The following is a 14,989-nucleotide window of genomic DNA, read 5'->3' on the forward strand; positions in this document are numbered from 1 at the left end:
CGGCACGGCTGCGGCAGCCGAGACGCATGCCAACACCGCTGCGGCAGCCGAGGCTCACGCCGGCACCGCTGCGGCAGGCGAGGCGCACTGCGGCACATTCTCCAGCGCCGCCGTGCCTTCGGCATTCGAAGGAACGCCGTCATGAGCCACGACGACGCCGTCGACGCCGGACGCCGGCGCTTCCTCGCGAGTGGCGGCGCGCTGCTGGTCAGCTTCACCCTGCTGCGGCCCGAACGCGCGTGGCCGCAATCCAGCACCACCGAAGCCGGCACCTTCGCCGCCGCCGCGCCGGCGCTGCCGGGCAGCCTGAAAACGACCCCGCCGCTCGACGCCTGGATCAAGCTCGACGCACAGGGCAAGGTCACCGTCTGCACCGGCAAGGCCGAGCTCGGCACGGGCATCCGCACGGCGTTTCTGCAACTCGCGGCCGAGCAACTCGACCTCGCGCCGCAGGCGATTTCGATCGTCACCGCCGACACCGGCGCGACGCCGAACGAAGGTTATACCGCCGGCAGTCATTCGATGGCCGACAGCGGCACCGCGATTTTCAACGCCGCCGCGCAGGTCCGCGCGCTGCTGCTGCAAGCCGCGGCGACGCAACTCGGCGTGGACGCCGCGCAACTGTCGACCGAGGCGGGCATGATCGTCGCCCCGGACGGCCGGCGTCTTTCGTATGGCGACGCCGTGGCCGGCGTGAATCTGCATCAGGACGCGCAACCCGGCGTGCCGCTCAAGGCACCGGCGCGTTTTCAGGTGGTGGGACGCACGCTGCCGCGTGTCGACATACCGGGCAAAGTCACCGGCGACCCGAGCTACGTGCAGGACATGCGGCTGCCCGGGATGCTGCACGCGCGTGTCGTGCGGCCGCCTGCTTATGGCGCGACGCTCGCTTCGGTCGACACGTCGGCGGTTGAAAAGATGCCGGGCGTCGTGAAGGTGATCCGTGACGGCAGCTACCTCGCCGTCGTCGCCGACGATGAGTGGCGCGCCGTGCTGGCAATGCGCGCGCTGACCGAAGCTGCGCGATGGCATGCCGGACCGCCATTGCCCGAGCTGGCGACGATTCATCAAACCTTGATGCACCTGCCCGTGCAGGAGATTGCGGTTGCGGACCAGCACGGCACGGCGGCCGCCGCCGCGCAAACGCTTCGGGCGCGTTACCGCAAACCGTATCTCACGCACGGCTCGATCGGCCCCGCCTGCGCGCTCGCGCAGCTGACGAATGGCGCGAACGGCGCGAACGGCACCAATGGCGCGACGGGGGCAAAGGACACGAATGGCGGAAAGGACACGACCGGCGCAAAAGACACGACCGGCGCAAAAAACACGACCGCCGCAAAAGACACGACCGGCGCAAAAGACACGACCGGCACAAAAGACACGACCAGCGCAAAAGACACGATGACAATCTGGACGCATACACAAGGCGTCTATCCGCTGCGCGCGGGCCTCGCGGAAATGCTGTCGATGCCGCCGGACACCGTGCGCTGCATCCACGTGGAAGGCTCAGGCTGCTATGGCCACAACGGCGCGGACGATGTCGCCGCCGACGCCGCCCTCATTGCCCGCGCGCTGCCGGGCCGGCCGGTTCGCGTGCAGTTGATGCGCGAGCAGGAACACACGTGGGAACCGTTCGCGCCGGCGATGACGGTGGAAGCGAGTGCATCGCTCGACGCATCGGGCAGCATCGTCGAATGGAATTACGAGCTGTGGAGCAATACACACAACAACCGTATCGACAACGCCGGCCGCCTGCTGCCCGCCACGCTGCTCGCGCGACCCTTCACGCCCGCGCCGCCCAAACCGATCCCCATGCCCGAAGGCGGCGGCGACCGTAACAGCATTCCGCTTTATCGCGTGCCGAACCTGCGCGTGCGGCATCACTTCATTCCGTCGATGCCGATCCGCGTCTCCGCGATGCGCTCGCTCGGCGCGCACATGAACGTGTTCGCGATCGAGAGTTTCATGGACGAACTGGCGCTCGCGGCGCAGGCCGATCCGGTCGCGTTTCGTCTGAAGCATCTGGACGATCCCCGGGCGCGCGATGTGATCCAGTTGGCGGCGCGCCGCTTCGGCTGGCAGCCGCGAACGCAACAGGGCGGCTTGGCGCATGCGCCGCAAGGCGGCAGCGGAGGCGCGCAAGGCGTCGTTGGCGCGAACGGCACGAATGGAACCCGTGGCACGGGCTTCGCCTTCGCGCAATACAAAAACCTGATGGCTTACTTCGCGATCGCGATGGAGGTGTCGGTCGAGCGCGATACCGGCGAGGTGCACATCGAGCGCGTGGTGGCGGCGATCGACTGCGGGCAGATCGTCAATCCGGATGGTGTGCGCAACCAGGCCGAGGGCGGCATCCTGCAAACGGCGAGCTGGACGCTCTACGAGCAAACCACCTTCGACACGCGCCGCATCACCAGTTTCGACTGGAGCACGTATCCGATCATGCGGTTTTCGTCGATGCCGAAGGTGCTCGAAGTCCATCTGATCGACCGGCCCGGCTTACCGTTTCTGGGTGTCGGTGAGGCGGCGCAGGGGCCGGGCGCGGCCGTGCTGGCGAATGCGATCGCCGATGCGACTGGCGCGCGCCTGCGCGAACTGCCGCTTGCCGGTACGCGTTTGAAGGCCGCGTTGGAAACATAAGCGCTTGCATGCAAAATGGGAAATGTAAGAATTAAGTCGGCAAAATAGAAATATTCGTCCCGATTACGGCTCGCATCAACGCACGATTGGAACTTCAGGCGGCGCAAAATCTCTGCAAAGAGGCGTATCGTCTCTGGTGCAGCCGGGCATGCCCGATTTGCTGCATCGGTGACGCGAGGCTGCTACCGTGTGTCCGTCGGATCACGCGAAGGCAACTACAGTTAGGAGAGCCACTTGCCGCGGATGAAGCACACGGCGTGGCGCAACATACGGACATACGGAAACACAGCGAAACAGATCGAGCAGCGCAACGAGCTACTTACCGGAGCGAGATATGCAGCTAGGCATGATTGGATTGGGGCGCATGGGCGCCGACATGGTGCGACGCCTGACGAAGGGCGGTCAGCAATGTATCGCTTACGACGTGCAACCGGCCGCGGTGGAAAAGCTGAAACAGGATGGTGTCGCGGGCGCAACATCGCTCGCAGACCTGATCGCGCAGCTGGAGAAACCGCGAGCGGTGTGGCTGATGGTGCCGGCGGCCGTCGTCGACAAGACGCTCGAGAACCTCGTGCCCTTGCTGGAACCGGGCGACATCGTCATTGACGGCGGCAACTCCTATTACCACGACGACATTCGCCGCGGCGCCGATCTGGCCAAGCGTCAGCTGCACTATGTGGACGTCGGCACGAGCGGCGGCGTCGCGGGACGTGAGCGCGGTTATTGTCTGATGATCGGCGGCGAGGCCGAGGTCGTGCAGCGGCTCGAACCGATTTTCTCGACGCTCGCGCCGGGCGCGGGCTCCGCACCGGCCACACCGGGCCGTAGCGCCGGCGAGAGTACGGCCGATCAGGGTTTCCTGCATTGCGGTCCACAGGGCGCGGGGCACTTTGTGAAGATGGTCCATAACGGCATCGAGTACGGCGTGATGGCCGCGTATGCCGAGGGCCTGAACATTTTGCGCCACGCCGACGCCGGCAAACAGGCGCGCGAAGCCGATGCCGAAACCTCGCCGCTGCGCCGTCCCGAGCTTTACCAATACAACCTGAATCTCGCCGAGGTTACCGAGGTATGGCGGCGCGGCAGCGTGATCGGTTCGTGGTTGCTGGACCTGATAGCAGGATCGCTCGTCAGCGACGCCGATCTGACGAACTACACAGGACGCGTATCGGATTCAGGCGAAGGGCGCTGGACGGTGGCCGCGGCGATCGACGAAGGTGTGCCGACGCCCGTGCTGAGCGCCGCGCTATTCGCGCGTTTCAGCTCGCGCGGCGAGGCGGATTTCGCGAACCGGGTGTTGTCGGCCATGCGCAATGACTTCGGCGGTCACGTCGAGAAACCGGCCACGCCGGTCGACGGAACGAAGCGCTGATTCACCGGAGACGCCATGGATACCGCTAACGCCCCCCCTCACGACGTCGTGTTTCTGTTCGATTGCGATAACACGTTGCTGGACAACGATCATGTGCTGGCGGACCTGCGCGCGCACATGATGCGGGAATTCGGCGAGCAGAACAGCGTACGGTATTGGGAAATTTTCGAAGACTTGCGCTCGGAGCTTGGCTACGCCGATTACCTGGGCGCGTTGCAACGGTATCGGCAGGAACACCCGCGCGACACGCGCCTGCTGTTGATGTCGTCGTTTCTGATTGATTATCCGTTTGCGAACCGTCTGTATCCGGGGGCGTTGGATACGATCCGGCATGTGTCGAAGCGCGGGCCCGCAGTGATCCTGTCCGACGGGGACGTCGTGTTCCAGCCGCGCAAGATTGCCCGCTCGGGCTTATGGGAGGAGGTCGAAGGGCGGGTTTTGATCTACATCCATAAAGAGCAGATGCTCGATCAGGTGATGGAGTGTTATCCGGCCAGGCACTACGTTATGGTGGATGACAAACTGCGGATTCTGAGCGCCATGAAGAAGGCCTGGGGCGAGAAGTTGACTACCGTCTTTCCTCGCCAGGGGCACTATGCATTCGATCCCAAGGAGATTGCGAGTAATCCGCCCGCGGATGTGACAGTCGAGCGGATTGGGGAGTTGGCCGAGTTGGATCTGGATGAGGTTTTGAGCGGGAAGGGTTAAGGCTTTTGGCCCAGTTCCTTCAAACGCGCTTGCGCATCCCCGGCTCCCATCCTGCCGGCGGCGTCCATAGCCGTGACGCCGTTGGCATCGCGAGCCTTGGGATCCGCGCCGTGGGCAATCAGCAAATCCATGATCTCGGTGCGATTGAACATCGCGGCAATCATCAGTGCGGTGCGGCCATCCGGCGAGGGGCCTTCAACGTCGGCGCCATGCGCGAGCAAGGTTTCAATGACGGCGGTGAAACCCTTGAACGCGGCGCCCGCAATCGGTGTCTGGCCATTATCGTTGCGCAGATCCGGATCGGCCCCGCGCTCGAGCAGGGTGCGCACCGCATCCGCATGGCCGTGATAGCTCGCCAGCATCACGAGACTGTCACCCTTGTCGTTGCGCAGATTCGGTGGCACGCCTTTTTCGATCACCGCGGCGAGCATCGCGGCATCGCCGCGCCGTGCGAGGTCGAAAACTTCTTGCGCCACTTCGAGCAGATCTGGATCTATCTCCGGTTTGGCGGGCGGGGAAGGTTCAGCGTGGTTCGTCATGGAATCTCCTTGCAATGATTCTGGCCGCCGAGACGGCACCGGGAAGATCCATCAGGATACACATTCCGCGCCGCGGACGCCCGCCCGGCAGCATGCTAGGCAAGGCTCACCAGTTTGACCAGCAGGCCGAACACGCCGACGAGCACGGCGACGCCGGCGCACAACAGCGCGAGCGTGAGAGCGAGAATCAGGGGGGCTTTGAGGCGGCTGGGTGTCGGCATGGAGGTGGTTCAGAATAATGAGTGAGCAGTACAGGAGCGCCGGATGCGTTCCGCCGTCGCGCACTTGGCGGCAGGAGCTTAATCGCATTTACTTAATGCTCGCTTAAAGTCTAGCGCAAGCGTGGCGGCCGCCAGCGCGCCGACTGTCCAACAGCGTACAGACACGTCCGCCAGATGAGCGCATGATCCTTGCTTGGCGCGCGGCATGAGCGGGTCGGTGCATCAGGTCCGTTCAACATCCGCCACGCGCGCAATCGGTTGCCCACCGTCACGTTGCAGGTAATCAAATGCTGTGCGGGCCGCGGGCTAAAGGAAAAATCATGACATCCGCAATCTGGGGCATCGTGGCCGGCACGGCGCTGCTGTTCGGCGCGTCGATGTACCTGCGTCAGCTTCGTCTTCTGCATCGCCCCGACCGCCGCTGGACGGGCAAGAAACATTGATTCGTCCCACCTCCTCAAAAAAGGGAAGCTCCATGTCACCACTACCCTCTCAGCGGCGCGCGCCGTCGCCGGCACGTCAAGCCGATTCGCCCAGCGCCGTGCGCGACCGGCGCGCCGAACTCGGTCGCGCTGATGAAGCGCGCGCCGAGCAACGCGAGCAAGACGACGCGCGCAACGATCCCAATGCCAGCAAATGGCGCTACCGGCCGCCGCAACGCGACGATAAGGAGCAGCAGGGTTAACGCCTGCAACTGAACACCAGCGTACGAACGTACGAAGAGTCGAGCGGGCACTAGCCATTGCTCGGGCCGGCAATCGGACCGGCCGCTACACTATCTGCGCCTGCCGCACACACGAAAGCGATGCACGCGCGTCGCAGGATCAAGCTGTGGACGATCGCGTCGAACCATGACGCGCGCTTCCTGTCACACCCCCTGACGATCCCCGGCCGATCTCCCAAGCCATGCGTCACGGGCCTTTGGCGCTACGCTTGCCTGATGTCATGCGCATGACAGGACGGCCGGCATGGCTGGTTTTTCTCCGCCGGCCGCGTCAGGAACAACCGCTGCAGCACCCGCTAACCTGCCTGACAGTCCTTTCCAAGGAGTGACGCCATGGCCGAAGCACCCTCCCGTCCGACCCCGCCGCAAACCCTTGAGCCCGATACGTTGCGCAAGATGGATCGCTACTGGCGCGCCTGCAATTACCTCTCGGCCGGCATGATCTACCTGCGCGACAACCCGCTGTTGCGCGAACCGCTCAAACCCGAACATATCAAGAACCGTTTGCTCGGCCATTGGGGCTCGGATCCTGGACAGAGCTTCCTGCTGGTGCATCTGAACCGGCTGATCAGGAAACTCGATCTGAACGTGATCTATATCGCAGGCCCGGGCCATGGCGCGCCTGCCACGCTGGCCCATTGCTACCTCGAAGGCCATTACTCGGAAATCTATCCCGACCGCAGCGAGGACGAAGCTGGCATGCAACGCTTCTTCCGGCAGTTTTCGTTTCCCGGCGGGATCGGCTCGCATTGCACACCCGAAACACCGGGCTCGATTCACGAAGGCGGCGAACTCGGCTATAGCCTGTCGCATGGCTATGGCGCCGCATTCGACAACCCCGATCTGATCGTCGCGGTAATGGTCGGCGACGGCGAGGCGGAAACCGGCCCGCTCGCCACCTCCTGGCACTCGAACAAGTTCCTCAACCCGATTCGCGACGGCGCGGTGTTGCCGATCCTGCATCTGAACGGCTACAAGATCGCCAATCCGACGATCCTCGCGCGGATTCCCCGCGAGGAACTCGAGGCCTTGCTGACCGGCTACGGCCACACGCCGTATTTCGTCGAGGGCGACGATCCGGACACCATGCATCAACAAATGGCCGCGACGCTCGAACAATGCGTCGGCGAAATCCGGGCGATCCAGCAGCATGCGCGCGAGGCCAATGACGCCACACGGCCGCGCTGGCCGATGATCGTGCTGCGCTCGCCGAAAGGCTGGACCGGGCCGAAGGAAGTCGACGGTCATAAGGTGGAAGGTTCATGGCGTGCGCATCAGGTGCCGGTGCTCGATCCGGTCACCAATAGCAAGAGTCTGAAGCTGGTCGAGAACTGGCTGCGCAGTTATGAACCGGAGTCGCTATTCGACGAAGCCGGGCGTCTGATCGAAGAACTGCGCGAACTGGCGCCCGAAGGCACGCGCCGCATCAGCGCCAATCCGCATGCGAATGGCGGCATGCTGTGCAAAACGCTCGACCTGCCGGCGTTTCGCGACTACGCGGTGACGGTGAAAAAGCCTGCCGGCTCGTACACGTCGCCCACTGAGGTGCTCGGCACGTTTCTACGCGACGTGATGCGCAGGAACATGACGAACTTCCGCGTCTTCGGCCCCGATGAAACCGCCAGCAACAAGCTGACGGCCATCTATGAGGCCTCGGAGAAAACCTGGCTGGCCGAAACCATGACAAGCGACGCCGACGGCGGCGAACTCTCGGTGGACGGCCGCGTGATGGAGATGCTGAGCGAGCACACGCTCGAAGGCTGGTTCGAAGGTTACGTGCTGACTGGACGCCACGGGCTTTTCGCGACCTATGAAGCGTTCGTCCACGTGATCGATTCCATGTTCAACCAGCACGCCAAGTGGCTGGAGAAAGCGAAACGCGATCTCGGCTGGCGGCAACCGGTGCCGTCGATCAACCTGTTGATTACGTCGCTGGTGTGGCGCCAGGATCACAACGGCTTCACGCACCAGGACCCCGGCTTTCTCGATGTCGTCACCAACAAGAGCCCCGACGTGGTGCGTATTTATCTGCCGCCGGACGCCAACTGCCTGCTCAGCGTCGCCGACCATTGCTTGAGATCGCGCGATTACGTCAATGTGATCGTCGCCGACAAGCAGCCGCATCTGCAGTATCTCGACATGGATTCGGCCGTCATCCATTGCACCAAGGGGATCGGCATCTGGGATTGGGCGTCCACGGATCAAGGCGTTGAGCCGGACGTGGTGATGGCCTGCGCGGGCGACATCGCGACGATGGAAGCGCTGGCGGCTGTGCAGATCTTGAAGGAGCGCTTTCCCGACCTGAAGATCCGCTTTGTCAACGTGGTCGATCTGTTCCGCCTGATGCCTGAAAATGCGCATCCGCACGGCCTCTCGGATCGTGATTTCGATTCGTTGTTCACCACCAGCAAGCCGGTGATTTTCAACTTTCATTCGTATGCGTCGCTGGTGCACAAGCTGACGTATAACCGCACCAATCACGACAACCTGCATGTGCACGGCTACCACGAGAAAGGCAACATCAATACCCCGCTCGAGCTGGCGATCATCAACCAGGTCGACCGGTTCTCGCTGGCTATCGACGTGATCGATCGCGTACCGGCGCTGCGCGGCGTCGGCGATCACGCCAAAGAGTGGCTGCGCGGGCAGGTTATCGAACATCTTGCGTATGCGCATGCCGAGGGCATCGACAAGGAAGAGATCCGCAACTGGACGTGGAAAGGCTGAGCGAGGCTCGATATGGAGACGCATAAGCAGACTGACGAACCCACGATTCTCGTGTTGAACAGCGGTTCGTCGTCGCTGAAGTTCGGGCTGTTCACGCATTCGGGCGATGACGAATCCTTGCTACTGGAAGGCAGCGCCGAAGGCATCGGACGAGGCGATGGCAGCTTGCGGATCAAGTCGCCCGACGGCCGCGTGCTGGTGCAGCAGGACCAGCTGCTGGAGTCGCAGACCGACGCGTTGCAGAAGCTCGCGCGGGTCCTCGAGGAGCAGAACCACGAGCGGCCCAGGGCGGTGGGACATCGCGTGGTGCATGGCGGGCCGCATCTGCGAACGCATCAGCGCTTGACGCCGGAAGTCCGGCAACGTTTGCAGGACGCCGTGCACTTCGCGCCGTTGCATATTCCGCCCGCGCTGGTGTTGATCGACGAGGCGTCGGCGATCTTTGCCGATGCAGAGCATTTCGCCTGCTTCGATACGGCGTTTCATGCGACGCTGCCACCGCGCGCGGCGCAGCTTGCATTGCCGCGCCGTTATGTGGAGGCCGGCGTGATTCGCTACGGTTTTCATGGGCTGTCGTATGAGTCGCTGGTGACGCGGCTTGGCGCCGCTTTGCCGCCGCGAGCGGTGTTCGCGCATCTGGGCAACGGATCGAGTTTGTGTGCCTTGCGGGATGGCAAATCCGTGGATACGTCGATGGGTTTGACGCCGACCGGCGGTGTGCCAATGGGCACGCGCAGCGGCGACCTCGATCCGGGCGTGCTGCTGTATCTGATGCGGGTGGAGAAGCTCGATGCGGATGCGCTGGAGACGCTGTTGAATCGTCAAAGCGGGCTGGCCGGTTTCGCCGATGGCGAGAGCGATATGCAGGCGCTGGAGAAACGCGCGGCGGCGGGTGATGCGAATGCTTCGCTGGCGCTGGATGCATTTGCGACTGCCGTGCGCAAGACGATTGGCGCTTATGCGGCTTTGCTGGGCGGGATCGATTTGCTGGTGTTCACGGGGGGAATCGGTGAGCACAGTGAGGAGATACGCAAGCGGGTGTGCGAGGGGCTGGCGTTTTTGGGGCTATCGGACGGGGACTCGGCGGGGAAGGTGAGGGCGATTCATACGGAGGAGGAGAAGCAGATTGCGAGGCATTGTCGAGTGATGTTGGGCGGGACTGGCTGAGATTATGGTTGTTTTATTGTGGTGTGGTCGAGGACGGCTGTTACGCCGAACAGGCGGGTGACGTCTTCGAGTGCCGCGGTTCTTTGCTGTTCATGGTTAAGTTCGCCTAGTAGCTTGATGCGGCCGTGGGAGACTTTGACTTTTATTGCGTTTTTGGGGATGGCGGCGTCCCAGGTTAGGCGGGTTTTTGCTTCGGCGGCGATTTGCGAGTCGGTTCGGCGTGCGGTTGCTGGATTGTGGGCGCGGGAGTGGTGGGTCGGCATTTTGGGTTCCAGTGCGAGGTGGTGTTGGGGAACAGTAGCAGATTTGGGGTGGGGGTTTTTTGTCCGTGCGGAGGGCTTGTTCGGATGTTTGCCTACGGCGTTGGGGTTTGCTTGCGATCTTTGCCTGCGCGGCGCTTGTTCGTCTGTTTTGCCTGCGGTGTTGGGGTTTGCTTTAGTTGGGGGCCTGCTCGGCGCTTAGTGTCTGTTTGCCTATGGTGTTGGCCTTCCCTTGAATTGATAGTGGTCTATTAGCGTTGCCCCTGTGCGGGGCGGCACTTACTTTCTTTGCCGCCGCAAAGAAAGATAAGCAAAGAAAGCGGCTCAACCCGCCAGCTCATAAGCGGGGCCCCCGCACAGTCCCGGTAGTGGTGCATCTGGAATCCGTGCCCTCGCACATTTTGCGTGAGTGACAAGGGCGTCATACCTCCGGCGGCGCTACGCGCGCCGAAGCGGTACTTCACTAAACCGCCCACCGTGTTCGTGCTCCCGCGTTTTGTTCGGAATCGTGGCGCGCCGTCGCAGAATCGGGGCAGGATTACGGCTGTTCCTAATGCCGTAGAACGGCCAGAGGCAGGGACAGAGGCAGAAGCAATTGCAGAGGCAATTGCAACACACAGACGTTTTGTTCGAAGTGGCGAATTGAGTATGAGTGCGGAGGCGTCACGCCGAGGCGAAGCTGACGGCTCTTGCTGCAGACGAACGAAGCTCTTGGTTTGCCAGATGAACCCTTCCGGCGAGCGCGCAGTGCGAGGCGGGAAATATGAGTGCTTTGTCACTTACGGCGAATGTGCGAGAACACAGATTCCAGATGTACCACTACCGCGACTGTGCGGGGGCCCCGCTTAAGAATTAGCGGGGTGAGCCGCTTTCTTTGCTTATCTTTCTTTGCGGCGGCAAAGAAAGTAAGTGCCGCCCCGCACAGGGGCGACGCTAATAGACCAATATCAATTCAAGGAAAGGCCAAAGAGCCAGATCAAGGAAAAGCCCACCGCCGCAGGCGTGCCCCAACCCCAGCTATTCGCCGTGCGACGCCCCCCCTCCAAACACCCATCCGTTCAGCAACGCACCACACACCATCAGCCCGCTTGTGATCAGAAACACCGACTGCATACCGAAGTGCGCGCCGACAAAGCCGCCCGCGAGCGGCCCGGCCACCTGTCCGGCGTAATTCGCCGAGGTCGCATAACCGAGGATATAGCCGGCGGAACGGTCCGGCACGTTATGCCGGATCACGCTGGTAATCGACGGCAACAAGCCGGCCAGCGCGAGCCCCATCAAAAAGCGCAACGCCACGAGTTGCACGCCGCTGGTAACGAACGCCTGCGGCACCAGCAAGGCCGCACACACCGCGAGGCATGCGACGATCACCTTCGGCGCCCCGATCCGGTCGGCGAGGCGGCCGATACGCGAGGCCGCCAGCACGCTGCCCAACGCCGACGCCGACATCACAAAGCCCGACACCAGCGTCACGTGCCTCGCGTCGTGCACGAGCTGGCCGACATAGACGGTGATGATCGGCTCGATCGACATGTTGGCGAACATCAGCAGCCCGGCGGTGAACAGCATCGCGAGCACCGGGCGCAGATCCGGCACGCTGGCCCAGCCAGTCGCCGCATCGGGTTCGTGCGATGTCGAGCGCGAGCGCGCGAGCGGTTGCTCCTTGACGAGCAGCGTCGTCGCAATGAAAGCGCAGAAAATCATCGCTCCGGCGATAAAAAACGTATTGCGAATGCCGATCAGCGGCGGTAGCGCGCCGCCGATCAGCGGGCCGACGAGATTGCCCGCCATCACGCCCGAGGCCAGCGTGCCGAGCGCCCAGCCAGTGCGTCCGCGTGGCGTTTGCGTGGCGATCATCACGGTGGCGCCCGACGCATAACCGCCGACGAGGCCCGCCAGAAAGCGCAGGCCGACCAGTTGCCAGACATTCTGCGCGAGCCCGAGCAAAGACATCACGACGGCCATGCCGAGGCTCGCTCGAATCAGGATCAGCTTGCGTCCATAGCGGTCGGCCATGCGCCCCCACAGCGGCGACACGAGGGCGGCGGCAAGGAACGTCGCACCGAACGCGATGCCCGACCATTGCACGGCGGCCGCCGCCGAATGCACGCCAAGCTGCTGCACATAGAGCGGCAGGAAGGGCAGCAGCAGGGTCATCGCGACGATCGTCGTGAAGGAGCCGAACAGGCAGACATAGAGATTGCGCTGCCAGTGCGGCGCGCCGTCAGGGGGTGTGGCTGGACTCATCGAGGCAAGATGTGAAACGGGTTGTAGACACATTGGGCCGGAAGCGGCGAAAGAACGATTGTGCCTGAGCGCACGGAATCGAGCCGGCGAAGTCGGCTGATGGAGCGGATTGATGAATAGGCCAATCGCATGGCCCAATGAGCGATGTCCATTCGTCAATCCCAGCAAACGAGGTTGATGAAGCATGCCGGCAATCGAGATCGGCTCACTATGGCAGTAGCCCTGGACGATAAAACCTGCGCCCGCACAACCAACGACCGGCGGACAACCCTGGTATGCTGAGAGCTCGTGAAGCGCCGCCGTGCGCGCTCCGCATTCTTCACTGATGACACAAAGGCCAGCACATGTCCGACTTTCCCATCGACAACCCGTTTCTCGAATCGCTCGGCGTGCGGTTAACGCAATGGCGTGACGGCTATGCCGAACTGTATATGCCGATCGATGCCAGCAAACTGAATCGCCAAGGCGTGCTGCAAGGCGGCGCGATCGCGACCTTGCTCGATGCGGCAGCGGGATATGCGGGGGTTTTTGCCGAAGCAGGGCAGCCGGTACGGCACGCCTTCACGCTCTCGCTGACCACCAACTATCTCGACAAGGGACTCGGCGAATCGGTGACCGCGAAGGGCTTCCTGGAGCGTCAGGGACGCTCGATTTTCTTCTCGCGTAGCGAAGCGTGGGTGGACGACAAGCTGCTGATCGCCAGCGCGCAAGGCACGTTCAAATACTCCGGGACGCGTTGAATAGATTGAAGAGTTTGAAAGGCGATCGGCCAGAAGCTCCGGCCTTTCGTCGCTTGTGTCGGTCACCCAGCCTGACACGCGCATCCCGGTCGTGCATCACGGTTCCTCGCTGCGCCTCGCCTTACTGAACCGTCCTCGTGCGTGTGTTGGCTGGGCTTCGCTCTACTGAAGTGTCACCGCTCGTGTGTTGGCTGCCTCGCTCTACCGAAGCGTCATCGCACGTGTGTTGGCTGCCTCGGTCTACCGAACCGTCATTGCTCGTGTGTTGGCTGCCTCGGTCTACCGAACCGTCATCGCACGTGTGTTGGCTGCCTCGCTCTACCGAACCGTCATCGCACGTGTATTGGCTGTGCTTCGCTCCGTTTGAACCGTCACCACGCGCATCCTGGCTGCGCAAAGCGCACCACCCAAGCGACATCTCGCTCAAAGCGCCTTATACATGATGGTGGTCGAGTCAAGCCGCTCCTCCCGAGTGTCGCGGCAAAACTGCGGGATCACGCCGACCGTCTGATAACCCAACGCGGCATAGAGTGGCTCGGCCTTGTCGCCGGTGCGCGTATCGAGCGTCAGCAGGCTGCGCTGCAACTGGCACGCACGGCTTTCCAGTTCCGTCATCAACGCTTTGGCGATGCCCTGGCGGCGCCGCGCGGGGTGAACCAGCAGCTTGCGCACCTCCGCGCGATGACGCTGGTTCGGCATCGTGTCGTAATCCAGTTGCACGGTGCCGGCAATCGAATCGCCATGGCGAGCGACGAACAGAACCAGCGTGCCCGCGCGCAGCGACGGCAGCACCTTGCCGCGCCAGAACGCCTCGCTCTCTTCAACACCATACGGCAGGACAAATCCGACGCTCGCGCCATCGTGGACGCAGGCACGCAGCAGCGCGCCGAGTTCGGATAAATGGCGAACGAGGTCGTCGGCGGAGAAGGTCGTGATGGTGGTCGCGCTCATGTCGGTTCGAACTCAGACGATGAAAAGAATGTAGCGGGCCGCGCAGTGCGCCGGCGTGACGAAAGCGCTGGGGCCGAACAACTGATAGCGCAGACAGTCGCCGGCTTGCAACTCGTGGCTTCGGCCGTCGACGATGATCTGCAATTGCCCTTCGAGCAGGATCAGATGATGCTCGAGACCGGCTCTCGGCGACGCGTCGTAATCGATCCGCACGCCGGCCTCGAGTTCGCACTCCAGCGCCTCGCCGCTCAACGCCTGGGCCGGCGGCGACACCGAACGGCGCCGGAAGCCGACGCTCGCGTCGGTCCAGACCGCCTGCGCGTCGCGCGGCACCAGCGGTGCGAAGTCTTCCTCGACCATGCGCATGAGGCGCGACATCGGTAAGCCGTAGGCGACGCACAGCTTGCCGAGCACGTTCGCCGTCGGGCTCACGGCGGCATTTTCGAGGCGCGACAGGGTGGCGCGGCTGACGTTGCTGAGCCTGGCGAGATCGTCGAGCGACCAGTTGCGCTCGGCGCGCAGTCCGCGCAGACGCTGGGCGATGCGGCGGTCAGTGACGTTGACGTTGTCGTCGTGGAGAGGGTTTTCCATATCTGGGAAATTATCTCGAATATGGAAAATAGTCAATGAACCAAAAATGCGTCTGGGAGGGACTGCGTTCTGTCACTGCCGGGGCCAGGGGCGAGTGACCGC

General features: G+C 63.0%; 13 protein-coding genes and 1 pseudogene. 8 read left to right on the forward strand and 6 right to left on the reverse strand.

Annotated features, from left to right (window positions below):
• Positions 1 to 141 precede the first annotated feature (141 nt).
• The 3 genes and pseudogenes from P0D84_RS29075 (at position 142) to P0D84_RS29085 (ending at position 4,720) form a co-directional block, all read left to right on the forward strand.
• Positions 142 to 2,640, forward strand: a complete 2,499-nt coding sequence (locus P0D84_RS29075; RefSeq protein ID WP_408342325.1) for a xanthine dehydrogenase family protein molybdopterin-binding subunit — start codon at positions 142 to 144, stop codon at positions 2,638 to 2,640.
• A 268-nt stretch (positions 2,641 to 2,908) separates the two neighbouring features.
• A pseudogene (gene gnd, locus P0D84_RS29080) lies at positions 2,909 to 4,012 on the forward strand (phosphogluconate dehydrogenase (NAD(+)-dependent, decarboxylating)); the annotation flags it as partial.
• 15 nt (positions 4,013 to 4,027) lie between these two features.
• Entirely contained in the window at positions 4,028 to 4,720 is a 693-nt protein-coding gene (locus P0D84_RS29085; RefSeq protein ID WP_408342327.1) for an HAD family hydrolase, read from the forward strand.
• Here the strand turns inward: P0D84_RS29085 and P0D84_RS29090 are convergent.
• Together P0D84_RS29090 and P0D84_RS29095 are read right to left on the reverse strand one after the other, a co-directional pair.
• Positions 4,717 to 5,259 (reverse strand): ankyrin repeat domain-containing protein, encoded by a 543-nt coding sequence (locus tag P0D84_RS29090; protein ID WP_408342329.1) that lies wholly within the window; start codon positions 5,257 to 5,259, stop codon positions 4,717 to 4,719. The genes P0D84_RS29085 and P0D84_RS29090 overlap by 4 nt on opposite strands.
• A gap of 95 nt (positions 5,260 to 5,354) precedes the next feature.
• On the reverse strand, positions 5,355 to 5,480 hold the full coding sequence (locus P0D84_RS29095) for a hypothetical protein (RefSeq protein ID WP_408342331.1): 126 nt from the start codon (positions 5,478 to 5,480) through the stop codon (positions 5,355 to 5,357).
• 320 nt (positions 5,481 to 5,800) lie between these two features.
• Here P0D84_RS29095 and P0D84_RS29100 point away from each other — a divergent pair, with 320 nt between their 5' ends.
• From P0D84_RS29100 to P0D84_RS29115, 4 genes are all read left to right on the forward strand, one after another.
• Complete coding sequence (locus tag P0D84_RS29100; RefSeq protein WP_408342333.1) at positions 5,801 to 5,923, forward strand: hypothetical protein; 123 nt, start codon at positions 5,801 to 5,803, stop codon at positions 5,921 to 5,923.
• Between the two features lie 32 nt (positions 5,924 to 5,955).
• Positions 5,956 to 6,165 (forward strand): hypothetical protein, encoded by a 210-nt coding sequence (locus P0D84_RS29105; RefSeq protein WP_408342335.1) that lies wholly within the window; start codon positions 5,956 to 5,958, stop codon positions 6,163 to 6,165.
• A 372-nt stretch (positions 6,166 to 6,537) separates the two neighbouring features.
• Positions 6,538 to 8,931, forward strand: coding sequence for a phosphoketolase family protein (locus P0D84_RS29110; protein WP_408342337.1), 2,394 nt, complete (start codon positions 6,538 to 6,540; stop codon positions 8,929 to 8,931).
• 12 nt (positions 8,932 to 8,943) lie between these two features.
• Complete coding sequence (locus P0D84_RS29115; protein ID WP_408342339.1) at positions 8,944 to 10,098, forward strand: acetate/propionate family kinase; 1,155 nt, start codon at positions 8,944 to 8,946, stop codon at positions 10,096 to 10,098.
• Positions 10,099 to 10,100: 2 nt separating this feature from the next.
• Here P0D84_RS29115 and P0D84_RS29120 read toward each other — a convergent pair whose 3' ends face one another.
• Together P0D84_RS29120 and P0D84_RS29125 are read right to left on the reverse strand one after the other, a co-directional pair.
• Positions 10,101 to 10,361 carry a BON domain-containing protein gene (locus P0D84_RS29120; protein WP_408342341.1) on the reverse strand — a complete coding sequence of 87 codons (261 nt, stop codon included), beginning with the start codon at positions 10,359 to 10,361 and terminating at the stop codon, positions 10,101 to 10,103.
• Between the two features lie 1,014 nt (positions 10,362 to 11,375).
• Positions 11,376 to 12,605 carry an MFS transporter gene (locus P0D84_RS29125; RefSeq protein ID WP_408342343.1) on the reverse strand — a complete coding sequence of 410 codons (1,230 nt, stop codon included), beginning with the start codon at positions 12,603 to 12,605 and terminating at the stop codon, positions 11,376 to 11,378.
• A 344-nt stretch (positions 12,606 to 12,949) separates the two neighbouring features.
• Here P0D84_RS29125 and P0D84_RS29130 point away from each other — a divergent pair, with 344 nt between their 5' ends.
• The gene (locus tag P0D84_RS29130) at positions 12,950 to 13,345 is read left to right on the forward strand and encodes a PaaI family thioesterase (RefSeq protein ID WP_408342345.1); all 396 of its coding nucleotides are present in this window, start codon (positions 12,950 to 12,952) and stop codon (positions 13,343 to 13,345) included.
• 423 nt (positions 13,346 to 13,768) lie between these two features.
• Here the strand turns inward: P0D84_RS29130 and P0D84_RS29135 are convergent, their stop codons facing one another.
• Positions 13,769 to 14,296: a GNAT family N-acetyltransferase gene (locus P0D84_RS29135; protein WP_408342347.1), complete on the reverse strand. Its 528-nt coding sequence runs from the start codon at positions 14,294 to 14,296 to the stop codon at positions 13,769 to 13,771.
• Between the two features lie 12 nt (positions 14,297 to 14,308).
• Positions 14,309 to 14,887 (reverse strand): helix-turn-helix domain-containing protein, encoded by a 579-nt coding sequence (locus P0D84_RS29140; protein WP_408342349.1) that lies wholly within the window; start codon positions 14,885 to 14,887, stop codon positions 14,309 to 14,311.
• Between the last annotated feature and the right edge of the window lie 102 nt (positions 14,888 to 14,989).

This window comes from Paraburkholderia sp. RL17-337-BIB-A, from assembly GCF_046025895.1.
Taxonomy (GTDB): Bacteria; Pseudomonadota; Gammaproteobacteria; order Burkholderiales; family Burkholderiaceae; genus Paraburkholderia; species Paraburkholderia fungorum_C.

What these genes read in the sequence shown, in the direction of transcription:
- P0D84_RS29135 (WP_408342347.1), bottom strand. Translation starts at nt 14,296, where the DNA reads ATGAGCGCGACCACCATCACGACCTTCTCCGCCGACGACCTCGTTCGC.
- P0D84_RS29100 (WP_408342333.1), top strand. Translation starts at nt 5,801, where the DNA reads ATGACATCCGCAATCTGGGGCATCGTGGCCGGCACGGCGCTGCTGTTC.
- P0D84_RS29125 (WP_408342343.1), bottom strand. Translation starts at nt 12,605, where the DNA reads ATGAGTCCAGCCACACCCCCTGACGGCGCGCCGCACTGGCAGCGCAAT.
- P0D84_RS29095 (WP_408342331.1), bottom strand. Translation starts at nt 5,480, where the DNA reads ATGCCGACACCCAGCCGCCTCAAAGCCCCCCTGATTCTCGCTCTCACG.
- P0D84_RS29115 (WP_408342339.1), top strand. Translation starts at nt 8,944, where the DNA reads ATGGAGACGCATAAGCAGACTGACGAACCCACGATTCTCGTGTTGAAC.
- P0D84_RS29085 (WP_408342327.1), top strand. Translation starts at nt 4,028, where the DNA reads ATGGATACCGCTAACGCCCCCCCTCACGACGTCGTGTTTCTGTTCGAT.
- P0D84_RS29090 (WP_408342329.1), bottom strand. Translation starts at nt 5,259, where the DNA reads ATGACGAACCACGCTGAACCTTCCCCGCCCGCCAAACCGGAGATAGAT.
- P0D84_RS29140 (WP_408342349.1), bottom strand. Translation starts at nt 14,887, where the DNA reads ATGGAAAACCCTCTCCACGACGACAACGTCAACGTCACTGACCGCCGC.
- P0D84_RS29130 (WP_408342345.1), top strand. Translation starts at nt 12,950, where the DNA reads ATGTCCGACTTTCCCATCGACAACCCGTTTCTCGAATCGCTCGGCGTG.
- P0D84_RS29105 (WP_408342335.1), top strand. Translation starts at nt 5,956, where the DNA reads ATGTCACCACTACCCTCTCAGCGGCGCGCGCCGTCGCCGGCACGTCAA.
- P0D84_RS29120 (WP_408342341.1), bottom strand. Translation starts at nt 10,361, where the DNA reads ATGCCGACCCACCACTCCCGCGCCCACAATCCAGCAACCGCACGCCGA.
- P0D84_RS29110 (WP_408342337.1), top strand. Translation starts at nt 6,538, where the DNA reads ATGGCCGAAGCACCCTCCCGTCCGACCCCGCCGCAAACCCTTGAGCCC.
- P0D84_RS29075 (WP_408342325.1), top strand. Translation starts at nt 142, where the DNA reads ATGAGCCACGACGACGCCGTCGACGCCGGACGCCGGCGCTTCCTCGCG.